This is a genomic window from Pseudomonadales bacterium, from assembly GCA_024234435.1.
Taxonomy (GTDB): Bacteria; Pseudomonadota; Gammaproteobacteria; order Pseudomonadales; family Porticoccaceae; genus JACKOF01.
In genome coordinates this window covers 323,552-342,150 of record JACKOF010000002.1, presented here as the reverse complement: position 1 = coordinate 342,150, position 18,599 = coordinate 323,552, and the positions used below count along the sequence as shown (strand labels likewise).

20 protein-coding genes are annotated in these 18,599 nt (G+C 51.4%); 8 read left to right on the top strand and 12 right to left on the bottom strand.

The window, feature by feature from the left end:
• The first annotated feature begins 132 nt into the window (after nt 1–132).
• From H7A02_11530 to H7A02_11520, 3 genes are all read left to right on the top strand, one after another.
• Complete coding sequence (locus tag H7A02_11530) at nt 133–825, top strand: class I SAM-dependent methyltransferase (protein MCP5172882.1); 693 nt, start codon at nt 133–135, stop codon at nt 823–825.
• A complete protein-coding gene (locus H7A02_11525; GenBank protein MCP5172881.1) occupies nt 825–1,250 on the top strand; it encodes a nuclear transport factor 2 family protein in 426 nt (141 codons plus the stop codon). The genes H7A02_11530 and H7A02_11525 overlap by 1 nt, the downstream gene beginning before the upstream one ends.
• Before the next feature lie 76 nt (nt 1,251–1,326).
• Entirely contained in the window at nt 1,327–1,716 is a 390-nt protein-coding gene (locus tag H7A02_11520) for a hypothetical protein (GenBank protein ID MCP5172880.1), read from the top strand.
• A gap of 49 nt (nt 1,717–1,765) precedes the next feature.
• On the opposite strand, the gene H7A02_11515 is transcribed toward H7A02_11520, so the two are convergent.
• A complete protein-coding gene (locus H7A02_11515; GenBank protein MCP5172879.1) occupies nt 1,766–2,698 on the bottom strand; it encodes a lipid A deacylase LpxR family protein in 933 nt (310 codons plus the stop codon).
• 230 nt (nt 2,699–2,928) lie between these two features.
• On the opposite strand from H7A02_11515, the gene H7A02_11510 reads away from it, so the two are divergent.
• Nucleotides 2,929–4,221, top strand: a complete 1,293-nt coding sequence (locus tag H7A02_11510; GenBank protein ID MCP5172878.1) for a dicarboxylate/amino acid:cation symporter — start codon at nt 2,929–2,931, stop codon at nt 4,219–4,221.
• Nucleotides 4,222–4,306: 85 nt separating this feature from the next.
• On the opposite strand, the gene H7A02_11505 is transcribed toward H7A02_11510, so the two are convergent.
• The 4 genes from H7A02_11505 to H7A02_11490 all read right to left on the bottom strand — a co-directional run bounded on the left by H7A02_11505 (nt 4,307) and on the right by H7A02_11490 (nt 9,363).
• Nucleotides 4,307–5,581: an inorganic phosphate transporter gene (locus H7A02_11505; GenBank protein MCP5172877.1), complete on the bottom strand. Its 1,275-nt coding sequence runs from the start codon at nt 5,579–5,581 to the stop codon at nt 4,307–4,309.
• Nucleotides 5,582–5,603: 22 nt separating this feature from the next.
• A complete protein-coding gene (locus tag H7A02_11500) occupies nt 5,604–6,284 on the bottom strand; it encodes a TIGR00153 family protein (protein MCP5172876.1) in 681 nt (226 codons plus the stop codon).
• Nucleotides 6,285–6,368: 84 nt separating this feature from the next.
• On the bottom strand, nt 6,369–8,447 hold the full coding sequence (gene recG / locus H7A02_11495; GenBank protein ID MCP5172875.1) for an ATP-dependent DNA helicase RecG: 2,079 nt from the start codon (nt 8,445–8,447) through the stop codon (nt 6,369–6,371).
• Nucleotides 8,448–8,460: 13 nt separating this feature from the next.
• The gene (locus tag H7A02_11490; GenBank protein ID MCP5172874.1) at nt 8,461–9,363 is read right to left on the bottom strand and encodes a LysR family transcriptional regulator; all 903 of its coding nucleotides are present in this window, start codon (nt 9,361–9,363) and stop codon (nt 8,461–8,463) included.
• A gap of 57 nt (nt 9,364–9,420) precedes the next feature.
• Here H7A02_11490 and H7A02_11485 point away from each other — a divergent pair, with 57 nt between their 5' ends.
• On the top strand, nt 9,421–10,308 hold the full coding sequence (locus H7A02_11485) for an NAD-dependent epimerase/dehydratase family protein (GenBank protein MCP5172873.1): 888 nt from the start codon (nt 9,421–9,423) through the stop codon (nt 10,306–10,308).
• Nucleotides 10,309–10,314: 6 nt separating this feature from the next.
• On the opposite strand, the gene H7A02_11480 is transcribed toward H7A02_11485, so the two are convergent.
• The 5 genes from H7A02_11480 to H7A02_11460 all read right to left on the bottom strand — a co-directional run bounded on the left by H7A02_11480 (nt 10,315) and on the right by H7A02_11460 (nt 14,809).
• Entirely contained in the window at nt 10,315–10,698 is a 384-nt protein-coding gene (locus tag H7A02_11480) for a RidA family protein (protein MCP5172872.1), read from the bottom strand.
• A 45-nt stretch (nt 10,699–10,743) separates the two neighbouring features.
• Nucleotides 10,744–12,843 (bottom strand): bifunctional (p)ppGpp synthetase/guanosine-3',5'-bis(diphosphate) 3'-pyrophosphohydrolase, encoded by a 2,100-nt coding sequence (locus tag H7A02_11475; protein MCP5172871.1) that lies wholly within the window; start codon nt 12,841–12,843, stop codon nt 10,744–10,746.
• Nucleotides 12,844–12,861: 18 nt separating this feature from the next.
• A complete protein-coding gene (rpoZ, locus tag H7A02_11470) occupies nt 12,862–13,188 on the bottom strand; it encodes a DNA-directed RNA polymerase subunit omega (GenBank protein MCP5172870.1) in 327 nt (108 codons plus the stop codon).
• A 114-nt stretch (nt 13,189–13,302) separates the two neighbouring features.
• Nucleotides 13,303–13,920 (bottom strand): guanylate kinase, encoded by a 618-nt coding sequence (gene gmk / locus H7A02_11465; protein ID MCP5172869.1) that lies wholly within the window; start codon nt 13,918–13,920, stop codon nt 13,303–13,305.
• A 25-nt stretch (nt 13,921–13,945) separates the two neighbouring features.
• Nucleotides 13,946–14,809: a YicC family protein gene (locus H7A02_11460; protein ID MCP5172868.1), complete on the bottom strand. Its 864-nt coding sequence runs from the start codon at nt 14,807–14,809 to the stop codon at nt 13,946–13,948.
• Nucleotides 14,810–14,984: 175 nt separating this feature from the next.
• Between H7A02_11460 and rph the strand changes: the two genes are divergently transcribed.
• The 3 genes from rph (at nt 14,985) to H7A02_11445 (ending at nt 17,168) form a co-directional block, all read left to right on the top strand.
• Nucleotides 14,985–15,707: a ribonuclease PH gene (gene rph, locus H7A02_11455; protein ID MCP5172867.1), complete on the top strand. Its 723-nt coding sequence runs from the start codon at nt 14,985–14,987 to the stop codon at nt 15,705–15,707.
• Nucleotides 15,708–15,789: 82 nt separating this feature from the next.
• Entirely contained in the window at nt 15,790–16,431 is a 642-nt protein-coding gene (gene pyrE, locus H7A02_11450; protein MCP5172866.1) for an orotate phosphoribosyltransferase, read from the top strand.
• Nucleotides 16,431–17,168 carry a hypothetical protein gene (locus H7A02_11445; GenBank protein ID MCP5172865.1) on the top strand — a complete coding sequence of 246 codons (738 nt, stop codon included), beginning with the start codon at nt 16,431–16,433 and terminating at the stop codon, nt 17,166–17,168. Before pyrE ends, H7A02_11445 begins: the two co-directional genes overlap by 1 nt.
• Here H7A02_11445 and slmA read toward each other — a convergent pair.
• Together slmA and argB are read right to left on the bottom strand one after the other, a co-directional pair.
• The gene (slmA, locus tag H7A02_11440) at nt 17,077–17,679 is read right to left on the bottom strand and encodes a nucleoid occlusion factor SlmA (GenBank protein MCP5172864.1); all 603 of its coding nucleotides are present in this window, start codon (nt 17,677–17,679) and stop codon (nt 17,077–17,079) included. The two genes, H7A02_11445 and slmA, sit on opposite strands and share 92 nt — an antisense overlap.
• Nucleotides 17,676–18,590, bottom strand: coding sequence for an acetylglutamate kinase (gene argB, locus H7A02_11435; protein ID MCP5172863.1), 915 nt, complete (start codon nt 18,588–18,590; stop codon nt 17,676–17,678). The genes slmA and argB overlap by 4 nt, the downstream gene beginning before the upstream one ends.
• Nucleotides 18,591–18,599 lie beyond the last annotated feature (9 nt).

Genomic DNA, 18,599 nt, shown 5'->3' with positions numbered 1-18,599 from the left:
TTTATGACAAACCATAATGGTGGATATTTTTGAGCGGGTTTGGCGGGTCGGGTTTGGGCGTAAAAGAAAAAAACGCTCAGATAGTGTGTAAACGCCTATCATGTCATGAGGTGATGATTATTGGAGAGTGTTATGAAAAAGTCTGAAATCCGGTTCTCAGGAGAGTTGAATGATTATGTTGTATCAACCCTTCGGGAGCCGGATGTATTGCGGCGGTTGCGAGAGGAAACCAACCGGAATCCTCATGCCATCATGCAAATACCTCCTGTGCAGGGGCAATTTATGTCGTTTCTTGTCAGCGCGCTGGGTATTAAGAAGGCCTTGGAAATAGGCACTTTTACAGGCTATAGCGCCTTGTCTGTGGCTCTGGCATTGCCGGAAGAAGGCCTTCTTGTCGCATGCGACATTAACGATGACTGGGCCGCTGTCGCAAAAAAATACTGGCAAGAGGCGGGTGTTCAACAGAAGATAGATTTTCGTTTGGGGGCAGCGCTTGAGACGCTGGATGCAATGATCAACGATGGCGAAGCAAGCAGTTTTGATTTTGCGTTTATCGATGCCGACAAGGGCAATTACGATCATTATTATGAAAAATGTCTGTCGCTGCTTCGGGTTGGGGGGGTTATGGCGATAGACAATGTTCTTCTGTTTGGTTCAGTGGTTGATTCTTCAGTGTTGGACGATGGGGATAAGCCCAGGTTTCCAGAAAAAGATATTCAGGCGATGCGGGACCTGAACAAAAAAATCAGCGCTGATGAGCGTGTTGATCAGGTGATGCTTCCTTTTGCGGATGGCATAACGCTGGTACGAAAGAGGGCTGAATAATGGATCTTGAGCAACGAATAACCCGGCTGGAAGATATTGAAGCAATTAAACAGCTAAAAGCACGTTATTGTGAGATTAGCGATGATATGCATAACCCTGACAGAATCACGTCAATTTTCACAGAGGATGCTATTTGGGAATGCCCGGATTTTGGTAAGGCCGTTGGTCATCAGGCGATCCGCCAACAGTTTATTAGCTTTCAGAAAATGTTTAGTTTTTCACAGCACAATGTAACAAATCCTATTATTGCGATAGACGGGAACCGCGCTGAGGGTACTTGGTACATCATTGGTCCCTGGACGAACAGCGAAGATGGTAAAGAGATGTGGATGACTGCCAAGTATGAAGAACGGTATGTCAAAGCTGAGGGGCAATGGAAGTTTCAGCATGTCAAAGTGGTGGTCCGTATGGTTGCTGATCGCTGATTTGACCAAGTGATTACCAAACCAAAATTGCCTGGAAGACCATCTTAAACCGAGTGATTAAATAACAGGTATTGAAATGCGTGGTATAAAAATTTTACTTGCCCTGATCTTGGGGCTAGTGGCCTATCAATGGTATGCCAGCAGGGTAGATGTTGAAAAAGCGCTCTCTACTCCGGTTGTAGCCCATAATGAACTTATTATGTATTCACTGACGACCTGCGGATACTGCAAACAGAAGCGTCGACAGTTAGAGGCGGCTAATATTCCGTTTACCGAACACTTTATTGATGTGGATCGGCAGCGACAAAAGGAGCTGAACGAAAAGCTTGCCCGGTCAGGCCATTTCGCGCGTGGTTACGGGACTCCGATTTTTGATGCCTACGGTTATATACTGCCGAATAATCCGTCAGTGGCTAAAATCCAGTCGATGAAAAGCGTCGAAAATGTCGAATTGCCCTCAGACTAGAGGGCGTAAATATCGATAGGTATCGGTGAGGTTTCTGTCGGATCGAAATTTACCAACTGTAGGAAAAGGTTAAAGAACCATATTCATGAGGATCTTCCTGGCCCTCAAACTCACGTGTACGGAATACCTTTGCATAAGACACTTTCCACTGAGCCAGATTAAAGCTGAAGCCCACAGCCAGGTCTGCGACGGCGTTGCGTTTATCTACGCTGTGGCTGTCCCTAAAGCTGTTGCCATCGAGAAAAATATCCTGAGCGACCAAACGGCCATCAATGCTGATAAAGGCGTGCAGCCCGCAGATGATGCTTTGGCATGTTGACGTGCTGGGGCCGGGGGCGCTGTTGTCACCACCAGGTCGCACTGCTGAGGTGCCGAAGTCGTTGGGTAATTGCCAGCCAACGCGGTATTCACCCCCTGTATTGAGGTAAGTGGCGACATTGCCGAGACTGACACCGGCATGGGCAATGAAGTCCTGATGAGGCCAGCGGTTGCGGATAATAAAGCGGTGCTTGTGTTCGTAAACCAGTTGTAACCCCAGTTCGTTTTCAAGCTGATTATCCCAGCCCTCGGCGATCTCGATGTCACGTTCTTTGTGAATGAAATTCTGCGCTTCCTGTGCCAGTGAGGCGGGTCCCACCATGCCGATATTCAGCTCGATAGTGTCGAGTTGTTCTTCGTCTCTGGTATGGTAGGCGAAACCCAGATACAGGTAGCCTGCGTAGGGGCGGTCGTCTTCAATCAGCGTTCGGGTTTTCTTATCTGAAGGGGTAAACATCAGTTGTCCGAGGCTGATGACCAGGTTGCGCTCAAGTCCGTCTTTCATGCCATGGAAAAAGCGTAATTTGCTGTTTGCTTCGCGAACCCATTTGGGGAGAAGAGGGTCGTCTTCGTACGAGGTCAGATCAGGAGAAATCCATGAAAAGCGAATGCCATTAGTGTAGTGCTGGTCGGTTTCACCAAACAGGTCGTTCTCAAGATACATATTCAGCGTCCAGTGATCATCTGCTGACTGGCCAAAGGCCGTGTTACCTGCCAACAGTAAAACAATAACAAAGTATTTCACGAGAATCGCTTCCTGGTTCGCTGCCCGGTGGTAGATTATGACGACCTCGTTCGAATGTTAAAAGGGCAAGAGCGGAATGGACATTGAACCTGAACAGTAGCGCAGGCAATATAGGTTTGCCTGCAGGTACATAATAAAAAGGAACTCAAATGACTCGATTAAAGCTTCACTGGCAAATGTTGATAGCCATTTTGGCCGCTATTGGTGTTGGCCTGTTAGTGGGTAAAGAGGCGGCTGTCTTTGGCGTCACTTTTTATGATCTGTTCGATTTTGTGGGCACACTGTTCCTCAATGCCCTGAAAATGATCATTGTACCGCTGGTGATGTCCTCGATTATTTGCGGAGTAGCGGGCCTGGGGAGTGACAGCGGGCTGGGGCGGCTGGGAGTCAAAACGATCGGATTTTACCTGTTCAGCAGTCTGGCAGCCATTATGGTTGGCTTGATACTGGTTAATCTGTTTGCGCCGGGTATTGTTGATGGGGAGCCAGCCGGTGCGCGCCTTAATCTCAGTTCCCCCGAGGTTGTGGCCAGCCAGCTGGAGCGGGTCGAGGGTCGGGGTGCTGGTGATATCACCGGCGTATTTTTGCGAATGGTGCCGGTTAATATTGTCAATGCTGCTGCGCAGGGGCAAATGCTGGGGTTGATATTTTTCAGTCTGTTATTTGGGGTAATGATGACGCGTATCACCCAGCGTCACGCCGATACAATGGTAAGTTTCTGGCAGGGTGTTTACGAAACCATGATGGCCATCACCATGCTGATCATGAAGTTTGCGCCAATTGGTGTTTTTGGTCTGGTGGCAAAAACGGTTGCCGCTACCGGGTTTGATGCCTTTCAGCCACTGCTGGTCTTTTTCTTTACGGTGTTCCTGGCGCTTGCATTTCATGCTTTTGTCACGCTGGCGCTGATATTGCGAGCGGCAGGTGTTAAAAACCCTCTGCGTCATTACCGGGCGATGTTGCCAGCCATGTTAACTGCTTTTTCTACGGCATCGTCATCCGGAACATTGCCGGTGACGATAGAATGTGTTGAAAAAAATGCGGGTGTTTCAAACCGAACCAGCTCTTTTGTCTTGCCTCTGGGAGCGACTGTGAATATGGATGGCACGGCATTGTATGAGTGCGTGGCGGCCATGTTTATTGCTCAGGCCTATGGGCTGGAGTTGGGACTTGTTACCCAGTTTACGATCGTTCTGGTGGCGTTGCTGACGTCCATTGGGGTTGCCGGTATTCCCGCAGCCAGCCTGGTGGCCATCACTGTGATACTGGGGGTGATCGGCCTGCCCCTGGAGGGCATAGGTATGTTGCTGGTGACTGACCGAATCCTCGATATGATGCGCACGGCAGTTAATGTGTTCAGTGATTCCTGTGCGGCGGTGGTTATCGCCAAAACCGAAGGTGAGAAGAACATTCTATCAGGTAATAGTGCGCCGGTTTTCTAGTTTGATGCTGGGAGTACGTGGGTCGATAGAAAAAAGCCGGAGCATGTGCCCCGGCTTTTTTATTGCGATGTATGGATCGTTCGCTTTACCCAAAGACACCTTTGAAGAAGAAGAAAAACACAATAGCGAGTCCTGCGCCAGCGGGTAAGGTGATCACCCAGGATAGAAAGATGGTACCAATTACCCGAAGGTTGAGAGCTGCAATACCTCTGGCCAGGCCGACCCCGAGCACTGCGCCAACCAGAGTGTGGGTCGTGGAGACTGGCAGGCCCGTGCCGGAGGCCAGTACAACGGTTGCTGCGGCACCCAGTTCCGCGGCAAAGCCACGGCTTGGCGTCAGTTCGGTAATTTTCTTGCCGATAGTCCCCATTACTTTGAAGCCGTAAGTGGCCAGCCCGAGTACGATGCCGCCTCCCCCGAGTAACAAAATCCAGCTGGGCATGGTGGTTTTGGCTTCAACTGCGCCGGTTTTCACTACGCCGACAACCGCTGCAAGTGGGCCGACGGCATTGGCGACGTCGTTGGAGCCGTGGGCAAAAGCCATTGCGCAGGCTGTGAATATCATCAGGATCGCGAATACTTTTTCAACACTGGCGAAGCGGTTAAGTTTTTCCGCTTCTTCATCTCTTTGCACGCGGCGCAACAGGATGGTGCCAATAATGGCCACCAGAATTCCGATACCGATTGCAATAAAAAAGCTATCGGCAAAGCCGAGATTGACTCCAACATCTTTAAATACGTGCTTGAGGCCCTTGAGCAAGGTCACCATGGCGATCAGAAAGCCCACGGCAAACATATAAAAAGGGATGTATTGCTTGGCGCGGGTAAAGGGGTCATCCTGAGTCAGAATCAAACGCTGTACGCTGCGAAAAAGTGCATAGGATATGGTGCCGGCCAGCACCGGCGAGACCACCCAGCTGGCAACAATCTTCCAGACCTTGGCCCAGTTGACCGCCTCCGGGGATATACCTGCTGCCGCGAAACCGACGATAGCGCCAACGATAGAGTGGGTAGTGGAGACGGGCCACCCCATGATACTGGCGATTAAAAGCCAGGTGCCTGCTGCCAGTAGAGCGGACAGCATGCCATACACCAGATACTCTGGTGTTCCGGCGATAACTGCGGGATCAATAATATCTTTTCGTATCGTGGAGGTGACCTCTCCACCAGCCAGGTAAGCACCGGCAAACTCAAAAATCATAGCGATAAAAATCGCCTGCTTGACGGTGAGTGCTTTTGAGCCGACGGAAGTTCCCATGGCATTGGCTACGTCGTTGGCGCCGACACCCCAGGCCATGAATACACCAAACACGCAGGCCAGTATGATCAGAATCTGACCGTATTCTGCAAACAGAGTCATAATAATGGGTCCTTACTAACGGTTAGCGGGCAAGTAATTGCTGCAGGCGATCGCCGACGTTTTCCGCCAGGTCAGAGATTTCACCGATAGTGTCGATTATTTGGTAAAGGAATATGGCATTAATCGGAGGGAGATCGGCTTCGAGTTCAAACAGTTTATGGCGGATCTCCATTTCCAGCTGGTCGGTATTGTCTTCCAGACTATCAAGTTTTGCGATTAACCCTTCTACAAAGGTGACTTCCTGTCCTCTGAAACCGGTTTCCAGTAGTTCGTCCAGTTCATTAATGGCGGTCAGTGCTTGCTGGGTTGTCGCGATGGCGGAGCCAACGAATTCAATCATTTGCGGTTGAATTTCAGCGGGGATTGCCATTTTTCGACCAAGCATCAGGCCCGCGATATCCTTGCTGCGATTGGCAATGCGGTCCTGGGTAGACAGTAAATGCAGTAAATCTCTGCGATCTACAGGCATAAACAGATTTTTTGGCAGCTGCAGACGAAGCTTCCTTTTCAGGTCATCCGCTTTATTCTCAGCCTTTCGAATATTCTGGTAAACGACAGCGGCCTCATCCCAGTTTTCAGAAATAGCGGCATTCAGAAAATCCCGGAGCTGCTCAGTGCATGAAGCAACAACAGACATGTGCTTCTGCATGGGGCGAATGGGGGATTTACCAAACAGGCTGGATAGCGGGTTACTGACGGGCATGTTCTGCTCCTTAAGGGCTACTGATGCAATACAGCTGCTTTGTAGTCAAAGAAGTGGCGTTAGAGGCGACATATTACATAAATATTACACATGACCAAAGCGTTCATTTTTTCCTAGCCAGCGATCAATGATTGCCGTTGTTTTTGCAGGATATTTTTGTGTCAGTTCCCGACCAGCCTGGTTGACCAAAGGCATTAAATAAGCATCCCGCTGAAGATCTGCGATGCGAAACTGCATTTCCCCGGTCTGTCGGGTACCCAGTACTTCGCCGGGCCCTCGAAGTTGCAAATCCTTTTCCGCAATTTTGAAGCCGTCACTGGTTTGACGCATCATTTTCAGACGTTCGCTGCCGTGGCGCGACAGAGGTGAACTGTAGAGCAGCACGCAGTGGCTTTCGGTCGTGCCTCTGCCCACGCGTCCACGAAGCTGGTGAAGTTGCGCCAGTCCCAGCCTTTCGGGATTTTCAATAATCATCAGGCTGGCATTTGGCACATCCACACCAACTTCGATCACCGTAGTGGCTACCAGCAAGTCGGTTTCGCCATTTTTAAAACTCTCCATTACCCGCGCTTTTTCAGCGGGTTTCAGGCGTCCGTGAACCAAGCCAATGGTCAGTTCCGGTAACTGGAGCTGCAGTTCATCACAGGTGGTTTCTGCCGCCTGTGCCTGGAGCGCATCTGACTCTTCAATCAGTGTGCAGACCCAGTAGGCCTGGCGGCCACTGGCGCAGGCACCGTTAATTCGGGAAATAATTTCACCGCGCCGCTGCTGATCCACCAGCACAGTGTTAACGGGTGTTCTGCCGGGTGGTAATTCATCGATTGTCGAGCAGTCCAGATCAGCATAGGCACTCATTGCCAGTGTGCGCGGAATGGGGGTGGCGGTCATGATCAACTGGTGCGGTGTAATATCTTCCCGGCCTTTTTCTTTCAGTGCCAGACGCTGGTGAACGCCAAAGCGATGTTGTTCATCGATGATGGTCAGTGCCAGATCGTTAAATTTTACTTCTTCCTGAAACAGAGCATGGGTGCCGATGATGATCGGTGAGTGGCCCGTGGCGATATTCTGCAACTGCAGCTCCCGGGCCTTGCCTTTAACCTTGCCGGTGAGCCAGGCAAGGTGGATACCGAGCGGTTTTAGCCAGGCGGTGAAATTTTGCAGGTGCTGTTCAGCGAGGATTTCGGTGGGGGCCATGATCGCGGCCTGCTTGCCGTTTGCGACAGCCTGCAGTGCTGCCAGCGCTGCAACAACTGTTTTGCCGGAGCCCACATCACCCTGAATCAGTCTGAGCATCGGGTGAGATTGATTGAGGTCATGGCGTATTTCCTCGCTCACGCGCTGTTGAGCGGCAGTCAGAGAGAAGGGCAAGCGGGAGAGAAAGGACTTCTGCAGCTTGTGATCTGTTGCCAGCGGTGCAGCGGCGCGTTGCTGAACTTCCTGGCGCAAACGTAACAGGCTCAGATTGTGAGCCAGCAGCTCTTCGAATATCAGGCGCTGCTGGGCAGGGTGTTGCCCCTCGGCAAGCAGTGCCAGATCAGCATTTGCGGGGGGCTGATGAATGAATCGAATCGCTTCTACCAGCGACATCTCCTGATATTGGTTGCGCCATTGCTCTGGCAGCAGTTCAGCGAGCGAGCCTTCTCGCAATAAAGCCAGCGCCTGCTGGACAATGCTTCTCAGCCGCTGTTGGGTAATGCCTTCGGCGGCTGGATATACCGGGGTGAGCGATGTGCTCAATGGTGTCGTTTGGTCATCAATGAACTGGTATTCCGGGTGGTAAAGCTCCAGTCCGGATGCTCCCCGCCGCACTTCGCCAAAACATCGCAGCCGGGTGCCAGCAGACAGGTTGTTTTTCTGGGCGCTGCTGAAATGGAAAAATCGCAAGGTGACAGTGCCCGTGTTGTCCTGAACGCGGCACATCAAACTGCGGCGGCGGCCAAAGACAACATCACAGGCTTTTATTTCGCCTTCTATTACCGCATCGCTATCAGGCTGCAGCCCACCAATTGGCGAAATGCGTGTGCGATCCATGTAACGGATGGGCAGATGAAAAAGCACGTCCTGAATGTTGTGAAGCCCCAATTTTGCCAGTTTGGTCGCCACTTGCTGGCCGACGCCTTTGAGTTGGGTAACGTCAGCTTGCTCCAGAGAGTTGGGTGTCATGAGAGGGTTTACTTCAGAGATGAGGCAGCTTGTGTTTTTTGATAGCCGCTCGCAAGGCGTCAATAGCTTTGTGCCTCGGGAAACTGGCACGCCATGCCAGAGCGACTGTACGTGCGGCTTTTTTTGCTTGCAGCGGGCGGGTCACCAGACCATTGTATTTGGTTCCCAGTGTGGCTGATAAAGGCAAAATGGTGATGCCTAATCCGGAGGCAACCATATGGCGCAACGTTTCCAGTGAGCTGCCTTCACTGTGGGTACGAATGGAATTGTCAGCAGTGTGTCGGTTCTTGGGTAAAAGCTCTCGAACCTGATCACCAAAACAGTGACCCTCTCCCAGCATCAATACATTTTCATTGTTGAGTTCAGCCGGTTTTATGATGCTGTTGCTTGCCAGCGGGTGCGTTTTTGGCAACAGTGCGACAAAGGGTTCGTCAAAGAGAGGTTGTGTGACGACGTCTGGTTCAGTGAAAGGCAGAGCAACAATAATGACGTCCAGTTCACCTTTGCGGAGCCGGTGTCGGAGGGTGGCAGTAAAACCTTCCTCTACCACGAGCGGCATGTCGGGCGCCAGCTTGCGCAGCGCCGGAATAAAGTTGGGAAACAGGTAGGGGCCTATGGTAAAGATGGCGCCAACATGGAGTGGGCTGTTAAGCTGATCCTTTCCTGCCGAAGCAATATCATAAATTGAGTTGCTTTCTTCCAGCACTTTCTGGGCCTGCGCGATGACCTGTTCTCCCACAGGGGTAGGGCGGACACTGTTTTTGGAGCGCTCAAACAGGTCCACCCCCAGTTCCTGCTCGAGTTTTTTTACGGCAATGCTCAGTGTGGGCTGACTGACGTGGCATTGATCGGCGGCCTGGCCAAAGTGTTGTTGCTGGGCCAGGGTGACGATGTAGCGCAATTCGGTTAAGGTCATGTTTTGTCCGACAGGTGTTTTGGTGTTGGTCCTAATAATAGTAAAAACAAATTAGTTATGGCAAATCAATTAAAAACTTTATTCTTAGCCTGTGGTGATATCGGCTCGCGGGCCATTCAGCAAATGAATCCCGATTGCTGGAATGTTGCGGCAATGCGCCGTCGTGCCGAGTGCCTGCCGGAAGTGGCCAGCGCATTTTCCGGTGATCTTTGTGATAAGGCTTTGCTGAAAAAAGTGCTGTGTGAAAGTCGCCCTGACGCGGTGGTTGTGACATTAACACCTGCGGCCATGAGTGACGAAGGTTACAGGGCCAGCTATGTTGCCGGTGCTGAATCCTTGTGTGGCGCTCTGACCAGTCTGTCCATGAGTCCTCTGGTCATCTGGGTTTCCAGTACAGGTGTCTATGGCCAGCAGAATGGTGAGTGGGTAGATGAAGATGCTGTTACCGAACCGCAGAATTATCGTGGTCAACGCCTGCTGGAAGCCGAGCGGGTGATGCATGATAGCGGTTTACCCGTCTGTGTTGTGCGGTTTTCCGGTATTTACGGGCCGGGGCGCGAGAGGCTAATGAACAATGTGCGTGCTGGCAAGTTGCCTTCAGCAGAGGAGCCGTTGTGGACAAATCGTATTCACAGTGAGGATTGTGCCGGTGTACTGGTGCATTTGCTGGAACGGTTTCGCCTCGGAGAAACGCTGGATGATTGCTACCTGGCTACCGACAACGAGCCGACAGTAGCACACGTCATGCAGCGGGAACTGGCCCGATTGATGGCTGGTGAGGCCCCGGCAGGATTGGACGCGCTGTCGGATCTACCGGGGAATACCCTGATAAAAGGTCGCCGTTGTAGTAATCAGAAGCTCTGCGACAGCGGGTATCTGTTCAGATACCCCACTTGGAAAGAAGGTTATGGTGCGGTATTGGCGGCAATGAAGGCAGCAGATTAACAGGCCCTAGATGACCATTACCGCATCCATTTCTACAGCGGCACCTTTTGGCAGCTCTTTCACGCCAACGGCAGCGCGCGCAGGGTAAGGCTCGTTGAAGTACTGTGCCATGATTGTGTTGACAGTTGGGAAATGGCTCAAGTCGGTCAGATAAATATTGAGTTTGACAATATTCTGCAATGTGCCGCCAGCGGCTTCGCCAACAGCGGTCAGGTTTTTAAAAACCTGATGAATTTCCGCTTCGATACCGCCCGTTTCAAGCAGCATTGTCTCTGGATCAAGGGCAATCTGGCCAGACAGGTAAACCGTATTGTTGACTTTTACTGCCTGGGAGTAAGTGCCAATAGCGGCAGGTGCATCGTCTGTCTGAATAATGGCTTTGTTGATCATGTTTTTGTCTCAAGAAAGTAGATGGAAATTGAATAATAATGGCGTTCAGCTTTTTACACGATAAACCCGCTGAACCGCTCCCATATTGCGTATACGGCGCATGATGCCTGCCAGATGGACACGGTCATGAACACCTACCGAAAGAGTTACGACCGCATTGTGTACACTGCGATCATCAACATTGATTTTTTCAATGGTGCCCCCGGTTTCACTGATCCGGGAGGCAAGTGAAGCGATGATCCCGCGTTCAGGCGACAGCTCGACCTTAAATTCGGCGGCAAACTCGCCTTTCACTTTTCCGGACCAGTTGGCGGGCATGCACTTCGCCGCATCCCCCCGTACATCCTTGAGATTTTTGCAGGAATCGAGATGAATAACCATTCCTTTTCCCGGGCTCAGGTAGCCAAGAATGGCATCGCCGGGAATGGGGTGGCAGCAGCGCGCATAGTTGATAATCAGGCCCTCGGAGTTGTCGAGCATAATCGGGGTACGCTCCTCCTCTTCCTCGTCCAGCTGTTTTGATGTCGGCAGCATCAGGTTGGCTACCGCAAAGGCCATTCGGTTGCCGAGGCCAATCTGTTCGAGAATGGACTCAAAGCTGGTTGCACCAGTTTTTTTCAGCAGCCGTTTAATCCAGGACTTCCGTATGCGGTGGTAGTCATAGCCGAAATTTTCCAGCGCCTTGTCGAGCAATCGTTTGCCGAGTTCGACAGATTCATCGTGGTGTCGGGTTTTTAGAAAATGCCGAATGGCGCTGCGTGCTTTTGCCGTGACCACAAAGTTCAGCCAGGATGGATTTGGCTGTGCATCTTTTGTCGTGATGATGTCGACTTTGCAGCCACTTTGCAGGGGCTCCGACAGAGGTGTCAGCTCGCCATTGATTCGTGAGGCGACACAACTGTTGCCTATGTCGGTATGTACGGCGTAGGCGAAGTCAATCGGGGTGGCGCCGCTAGGAAGTGAAACAATCTCGCCTTTCGGTGTGAATATATAAACTTCGTCCGAGAACAGGTCAGTTTTTACGTGTTCAATAAACTCCAGTGAATTGCCGGCCTGCTTTTGAAGCTCCAGCAAACTCTGAATCCAGCGGTTTGTTCTCGGATTACCGGGATCTTTTGATTTGTAGAGCCAGTGAGAAGCAATACCTACATTGGCCATGTTGTCCATGTCTTCGGTGCGAATTTGCACTTCGATGGGAATGCCATGCATGCCAACCAGCACGGTATGCAAGGATTGATAGCCGTTAAGCTTGGGGATGGCAATGTAATCCTTGAATTCGCCCGGCACCGGCTTGAACAGGTTATGCACAATACCCAGCACTCGATAGCAGTCATCGACCGAGTCGGTGATGATGCGAAAGGCGAACACGTCCATGATGTCCCTGAAAGAGCGGTGCTTGCTCTTCATTTTCTGGTAAATGCTCCACAGGTGCTTTTCCCGGCCGATCACCTCCGCCTGTACCCCTTCCTGGGTCAATCGGTGAGTGAGTATGGTGCGAATTTCGCCAATCAGTTCGGTGCGATTGCCACGTGCAGCCCGGATGGTTTTGCGCAGCAGGTTATAGCGCAGCGGGTAAAGGGCGGCAAAGCCGAGGTCCTCGAATTCAAGCCGGATATCATTGATGCCAAGACGTTGCGCAATGGGGGCGTAAATTTCCAGTGTTTCTCGGGCAATACGGCGTCGCTTGACAGGGCTGAGCACAGACAGGGTGCGCATATTGTGAAGCCGGTCAGCCAGTTTCACCAGCATTACCCGGACGTCTTTGGCCATTGCCAGAATCATTTTCTGGAAATTTTCCGCCTGCTGCTCGCTTTTGGTGGCAAACTCTATTTCTGTCAGTTTGCTGACGCCATCTACCAGTTCGGCAACATTCTTGCCAAAACGCCATTGCAGCTGTTTTTTGGTAATTTGTGTATCTTCAATGACATCGTGCAGCAATGCTGCCATCAGGCCCTCGTGATCAAGGTGCATGTCAGCGAGAATGTGTGCGACTGCGATCGGGTGGGTGATGTAGGGTTCCCCGCTTTGGCGGTACTGGCCCTTGTGGCATTTCGCGGCGAACTTGTGAGCGCGGAGAATTTTGGAGATTTCTTGCGGTTTGAGGTAGGAGGAAAGCTTGTGGCTCAACGCATCAATAGCTTGCAAGACTTTCCTCTCCCGGAACTACTCTTTGGATTCGGTGGGCGCTTTTGCAGCCAGCTCTGCTTCGCCTTCTGTCTGACCATCGGTGCCGACATCAAAACTGGCTTCCAGCATGTCCATGGCAAACAGTTCTTCGTCAGATTGATCGACTTCGGTGAGAATGTCCGCAGTAATCAGGCCTTCTTCAATTTCGCGCAATGCGACTACAGTAGGCTTGTCATTTTCCCAGGGTACCAGAGGCTCTTTGCCGCCGGTGCTGATCTGGCGAGCGCGCTTGGCGCTGACCATGACGAGTTCAAAGCGATTGTCGACGTTTTCCAGGCAATCTTCTACAGTAATTCGAGCCATGAGTGAGTTCCAGTCTTGTTTGTTCGGTTGTTTCGTATCAAGCGTTGTAACATTAGTGCGTCACGCTTGAGCGGCAGATGCCGCAGGACGCGCCAGTTTACAGAAAATCAGCAATCAGGACAACAAGTTGCGAAGCAGGTCCGCGCGATTAAACTGTTGGCTGTTGAGGGAAAGCCGCTGTGCCTGAAAAATAGCGCCGAGATCATGGAGGGCGGTTTCAAAATCGTCGTTGATAACCAGATAGTCCGCTTCAACGTAATGGGACATTTCCTGTTGTGCTTCAGCAAGACGAAGTGCGATAACTTCCGGGTCATCCTGCCCGCGACTGTTGAGTCGCTCTGCAAGCGCTTCTTTTGATGGGGGTAATATGAAAATACCCTTGCAGTCATCAACCAGTCGTCTTACCTGGGCGGCGCCTTGCCAGTCAATTTCAAGGATAACGTCCTTGCCGCTGGCCAGCGTTTGTTCAACCCATTCGCGGGAGGTGCCGTAATAGTTGCTGAAAACTCGCGCGTGCTCCAGAAATGCGCAGTTATTGACCATGCCGATAAATTGGTCTTCACGGATGAAGTGGTAATTAACACCATTGGTTTCGCCGGGACGAATGGGGCGGGTGGTGTGGGAGATTGATACACATACCTGCCTGTCGAGCTCCAATAGTGCGTCAACAAGGCTGGTTTTGCCGGCACCGGAAGGTGCTGAAATTGTGTACAGGGTGCCGCGGCTAGACATGGATACTGGCCCTTTGGTTGCTCGGTTATTCAATATTCTGTATTTGTTCGCGAATTTGTTCAATGAGAACTTTCAGTTCAATAGCCGACTGAGTGGTTGCTCCCGAAATGGATTTGGAGCCCAGTGTATTGGCTTCGCGATTGAGTTCCTGCATCAGAAAATCCAGCCTGCGCCCTGCGGGTTCACCCTTTGAGAGTACGCGGCGAATTTCGCAGACATGGGTGTCGAGGCGGTCAAGCTCTTCATCGACGTCTGATTTCTGCGCCAGAATCACCATTTCCTGTTCGAGGCGGTCGTTATCCAGGTTAGCGCTGACTTCAGCCAGCCGGTCCTGAAGTTTTTGTTTCTGGGCGGTGAGCAGTTCCGGTAGTAGTTGGCGAACGGTGGCGACCTGGCCTTCAATTGCGTTCAGGCGCTGCTCAATAATGGTTTGTAATTTTTGTCCTTCGCGTTGGCGACACTGATTCAGTTGTCCAAGGGTGTTTTCAAACATGTCCAGCAGATCGGCTTTGAGTTTTTCCTGATCCACTTCCGGTTCCTGTAAAACGCCTGGCCAGCGCAATACTTCAAAAGGTGATGTCGGTGCGGGGTTGTGCATTTTTGCGGTGATCTGCTCGCTGGCCTGAATCACTTTTTCTGTCAGAGCCGTGTTCAGGTCCAGGCCATCATTACCTGACGAAATTTGCAGTTGCAGACTGATGTCAACTTTACCCCGTTGCAAATGCTTTCGGGTTAGCTCCCTGAGCGGCATTTCCAGCTCCCGAAGGGTATCGGGCATGCGAAAGTGAGTTTCCAGATAACGGTGATTGACCGAGCGTATTTCCCAGCTGGCATTGCCCCAGTCACACTGTTCTGTGATGCGGGCAAAGGCGGTCATACTTTTGGGCATGATGTTCTCCAATGGTAAACGGTAGGAAAGCGTGGAGTGCTGAGATCGGGCATGTTAGCAAGTGCGTTGCCAGGATGACAATTTCATTCGCTGCAATTAGTGTTAATAGGCTTTAATTCGTTAGAATGGCGCCTGCGAAAATACCCTTTAGCTATTCTGATTCAAGGAAATCAATATGACTCGACCCAGTGGACGCCGCCCCGAGCAGTTGCGCCCGGTGAAGATTACCCGTCAGTACACCTGTCATGCCGAGGGCTCTGTGCTGGTGGAATTTGGCAATACCAAAGTGATTTGTACCGCCAGTGTTGAAAACTCTGTGCCGCGATTCCTGCGCGGACAGGGGCAGGGTTGGGTTACAGCTGAATACGGTATGTTGCCCCGTTCAACCGGGTCACGCATGGGGCGTGAAGCTGCACGTGGCAAACAAAGCGGCAGAACCCAGGAGATTCAGCGTCTTATTGGCCGCTCGTTAAGAGCGGCTGTTGATTTGAAAGGGCTGGGGGAGAACACGGTGACGGTTGACTGCGATGTTATTCAGGCAGACGGTGGCACTCGAACAGCATCCATAACAGGAGCCTGTGTGGCGCTGGCAGATGCCATTGAACACATGAAATCGAAAGGCCAGCTTAAAGGTGACCCCCTGACTCACCTGGTGGCTTCGGTCTCGGTTGGTGTCTACAAAGGCGTGCCGGTACTCGATCTTGATTACCCGGAAGATTCTAATGCTGAAACCGATATGAATGTGGTTATGAATAGTACAGGCGGATTTATCGAGATTCAGGGTACGGCTGAAGAGGCACCATTTTCCGAGCAGGAGTTTCAGCAGATGCTTGCACTGGCAAAACGAGGTATTGCCGATCTGGTGAAAGTTCAGCAGATGGCGTTGGCGCAAAAGTAGCGTTACTGCGAGTATATGGTGAACATTGAGTGTGAACTGCGACTCGGTTCGTCGAGGTTGCACGAAAGAGGTTTTGATATAGATGAAAACGTATCAGCGAGAGTTTGTTGAGTTGGCAATAGCCGAAGGCGCTTTGCGATTTGGCGAATTTACCCTGAAATCAGGGCGGGTAAGTCCGTATTTTTTTAATGCAGGCGAGTTTAACCGTGGTGCCGCACTGGCTGCGCTGGGGCGACATTATGCAGCAGCCATTGTGGATTCCGGTCTGCCATTTGACCTGTTATTTGGGCCTGCTTACAAAGGAATTCCTTTGGCGACAGCGGCGGCAGTATCATTGGCGCGAGATTATGATATCAGCGTTCCTTACTGTTTTAACCGCAAGGAGGCCAAGGATCACGGTGAGGGAGGTTTGCTGGTGGGTGCTCCGTTGCAAGGGCAGGCCCTGATAGTTGATGATGTGATCACAGCGGGAACAGCGATTCGCGAGGTGATGCAGATTCTGGACAGCCATGAAGCCGGCGCAGCGGGTGTCGTGGTGGGGCTGGATCGTAAGGAACGAGGTACAACCGGTTGTTCGGCAATACAGGAAGTAGAGGCAGAATTTGGTATTTCTGTGATCAGTATCGTCGATATTGATCATGTGCGGCAGTATCTTGATGAAACGGGCAAAGACCTGGAAGCGTTGGAAAAAATTGATTTGTATCGGGAACAGTACGGCGTTTGATGGTCAAAAGTTTATGTTCGGTACGGGTTCAGAGAGACAATAGTGGGGTGGCGGTGTTGAAAATTAACCAGGCAATGGCTGTTTTATTAACGGTATTGTTCAGCAGCCAGTGGGCTCTGGCGTCTGAAAATCTCTATCGCTACCGGAATTTATCTGGTGAGGTTGTTATTGACTACCAGGTACCGCCGGAATTTGTGGCGAATGGTTATGAGGTGTTAAGCAAGACTGGCAGAGTCTTGCAGGTGGTTCCCCCCCACACGGTTGTTGATGAGGGAGAGCAGGCTTCAGCGCAGCAATCGAGCGAAGAGGCGGAAGCTCAGAAGAAAGAAGACACTATTTTGCTGCGCAGTTACAGTTCGCTGGCGGACCTCGAAAAAGCTCGTGATCGTCGCCTGGAATTGTTGGATCGGGAAATTACCATTGTTGAAAGTAACCTTGAGAAAAGTCGTGAGCAGTTGGAGAGCTCCCGTGCACAGGCGGCTAATCACCAGCGCAGTGGCCGGGTGGTTCCCCGGGTGTTGCTGGACAATATCTCTGATCTTGAGGAACAGATTGAGGATGCAGAGCAAATGTCAGTTGTTCGGGCCAGTGAGCGGCGGGAGGTCAGCGAAAAATACCGGCATTATATTGAGCGATTTATGGTGCTTAAAGGCTTACAGCGTGGTGCTCGGGGTGAAAAAAACCATCCATCAAAACTTGCCATTGATCCTGCCAGTTCTCAGTCGGACGGCGACTGAAACCACTGCGGACATATTGTGATATACGGCCTTCAGCTGCTGAAAGAAGCAGATTGGCAGCAGCGCTCACTACCAGTGTTGTTCTCGCCCCTTCCTGAATTTCGGCTTCCCTCAAGACCTGTTTAAGCTGGGTTTCCAGGCGGTCAAAAAGCTGTTGAATCCGTGTGTGAAGCCGACTGGTTTCGCCGGTTAGTGCATCGCCAGTTAATAAGCGAGTGATGCCGGGATTGCGTTCGGTGAACGTTAGCAGAAGCGAAAGAACCCGATACAGTCTGGTTTTGACATCACTTTCTTCGTTGACGATGGCGTTTACCCGGCTGAATACTGTTTCTTCAATAAAGTCGATAAGCCCTTCGTACATTTTTGTTTTACTGGGAAAGTGGCGATAGAGTGCTGCTTCAGAAACCCCCACCTCTGCGGCTAGTGCGGCGGTGGTGATTTTTCCATTCGCCGACGTTTCCAGCATACGAGCCAGTGCCTGTAGTATTTGCTGTGCTCTGGGGCTGTTCATGGTTCGTCTGGTTCCGGCTGATTGGTTATCAGTGTGCCGACACCCTGATCAGTAAATATTTCGAGCAGCACGGCGTGATCAACACGTCCGTCAACGATATGGGCGCTGGTTACACCCGCTGAAACAGCGTCCAGAGCACAGCGAATTTTTGGCAGCATGCCGCCGTGAATGGTGCCATCGGCAATTAATTCATTGACTTGTTCTGTGGAAAGGCCGGTAAGAACCTGTCCGTCCTTGTCTTGCAGACCTGCCACATTGGTCAATAGCATCAGTTTTTCTGCACAGAGCACTTCTGCTATTTTACCGGCTACCAGATCTGCATTGATGTTGTAGGATTCGCCCTGTGAGCCAACCCCGATAGGGGCGATCACCGGAATAAAGTTGCTGTTGGTCAGCATGTTGATCACGCCGCAATCAACTTTTTCCACTTCGCCTACATGGCCGATGTCGATGATTTCGGGTGCCGACATTTCCGGGCTGTGTCTGGTGACTTTCAGTTTTCGGGCCTGAATTAACTGGCCGTCCTTGCCCGTAACACCCACGGCTTTACCGCCAGCGCTATTTATGAGGTTGACGATTTCCTTATTGACCGCCCCGCCCAGCACCATTTCTACAATGTCCATGGTCTGGCTGTCGGTGACCCGCATACCATCTACAAAGCTGGACTCAATATTAAGCTGGTTGAGTAGGTCGCCAATCTGAGGGCCGCCGCCATGAACAACAACAGGATTGATGCCGACCAGTTTCATCAGCACGATATCTCTGGCGAAACTCGTTTTCAGTGCATCGTCGATCATGGCATTGCCGCCGAACTTGACGACGATGGTTTTGCCGGTGAAGCGCTGGATATAGGGCAGGGCTTCAGTTAGGACATTGGCAATGTTGGCAGCGGCGTCCAGTGACAGTGACATGGGCAGGTC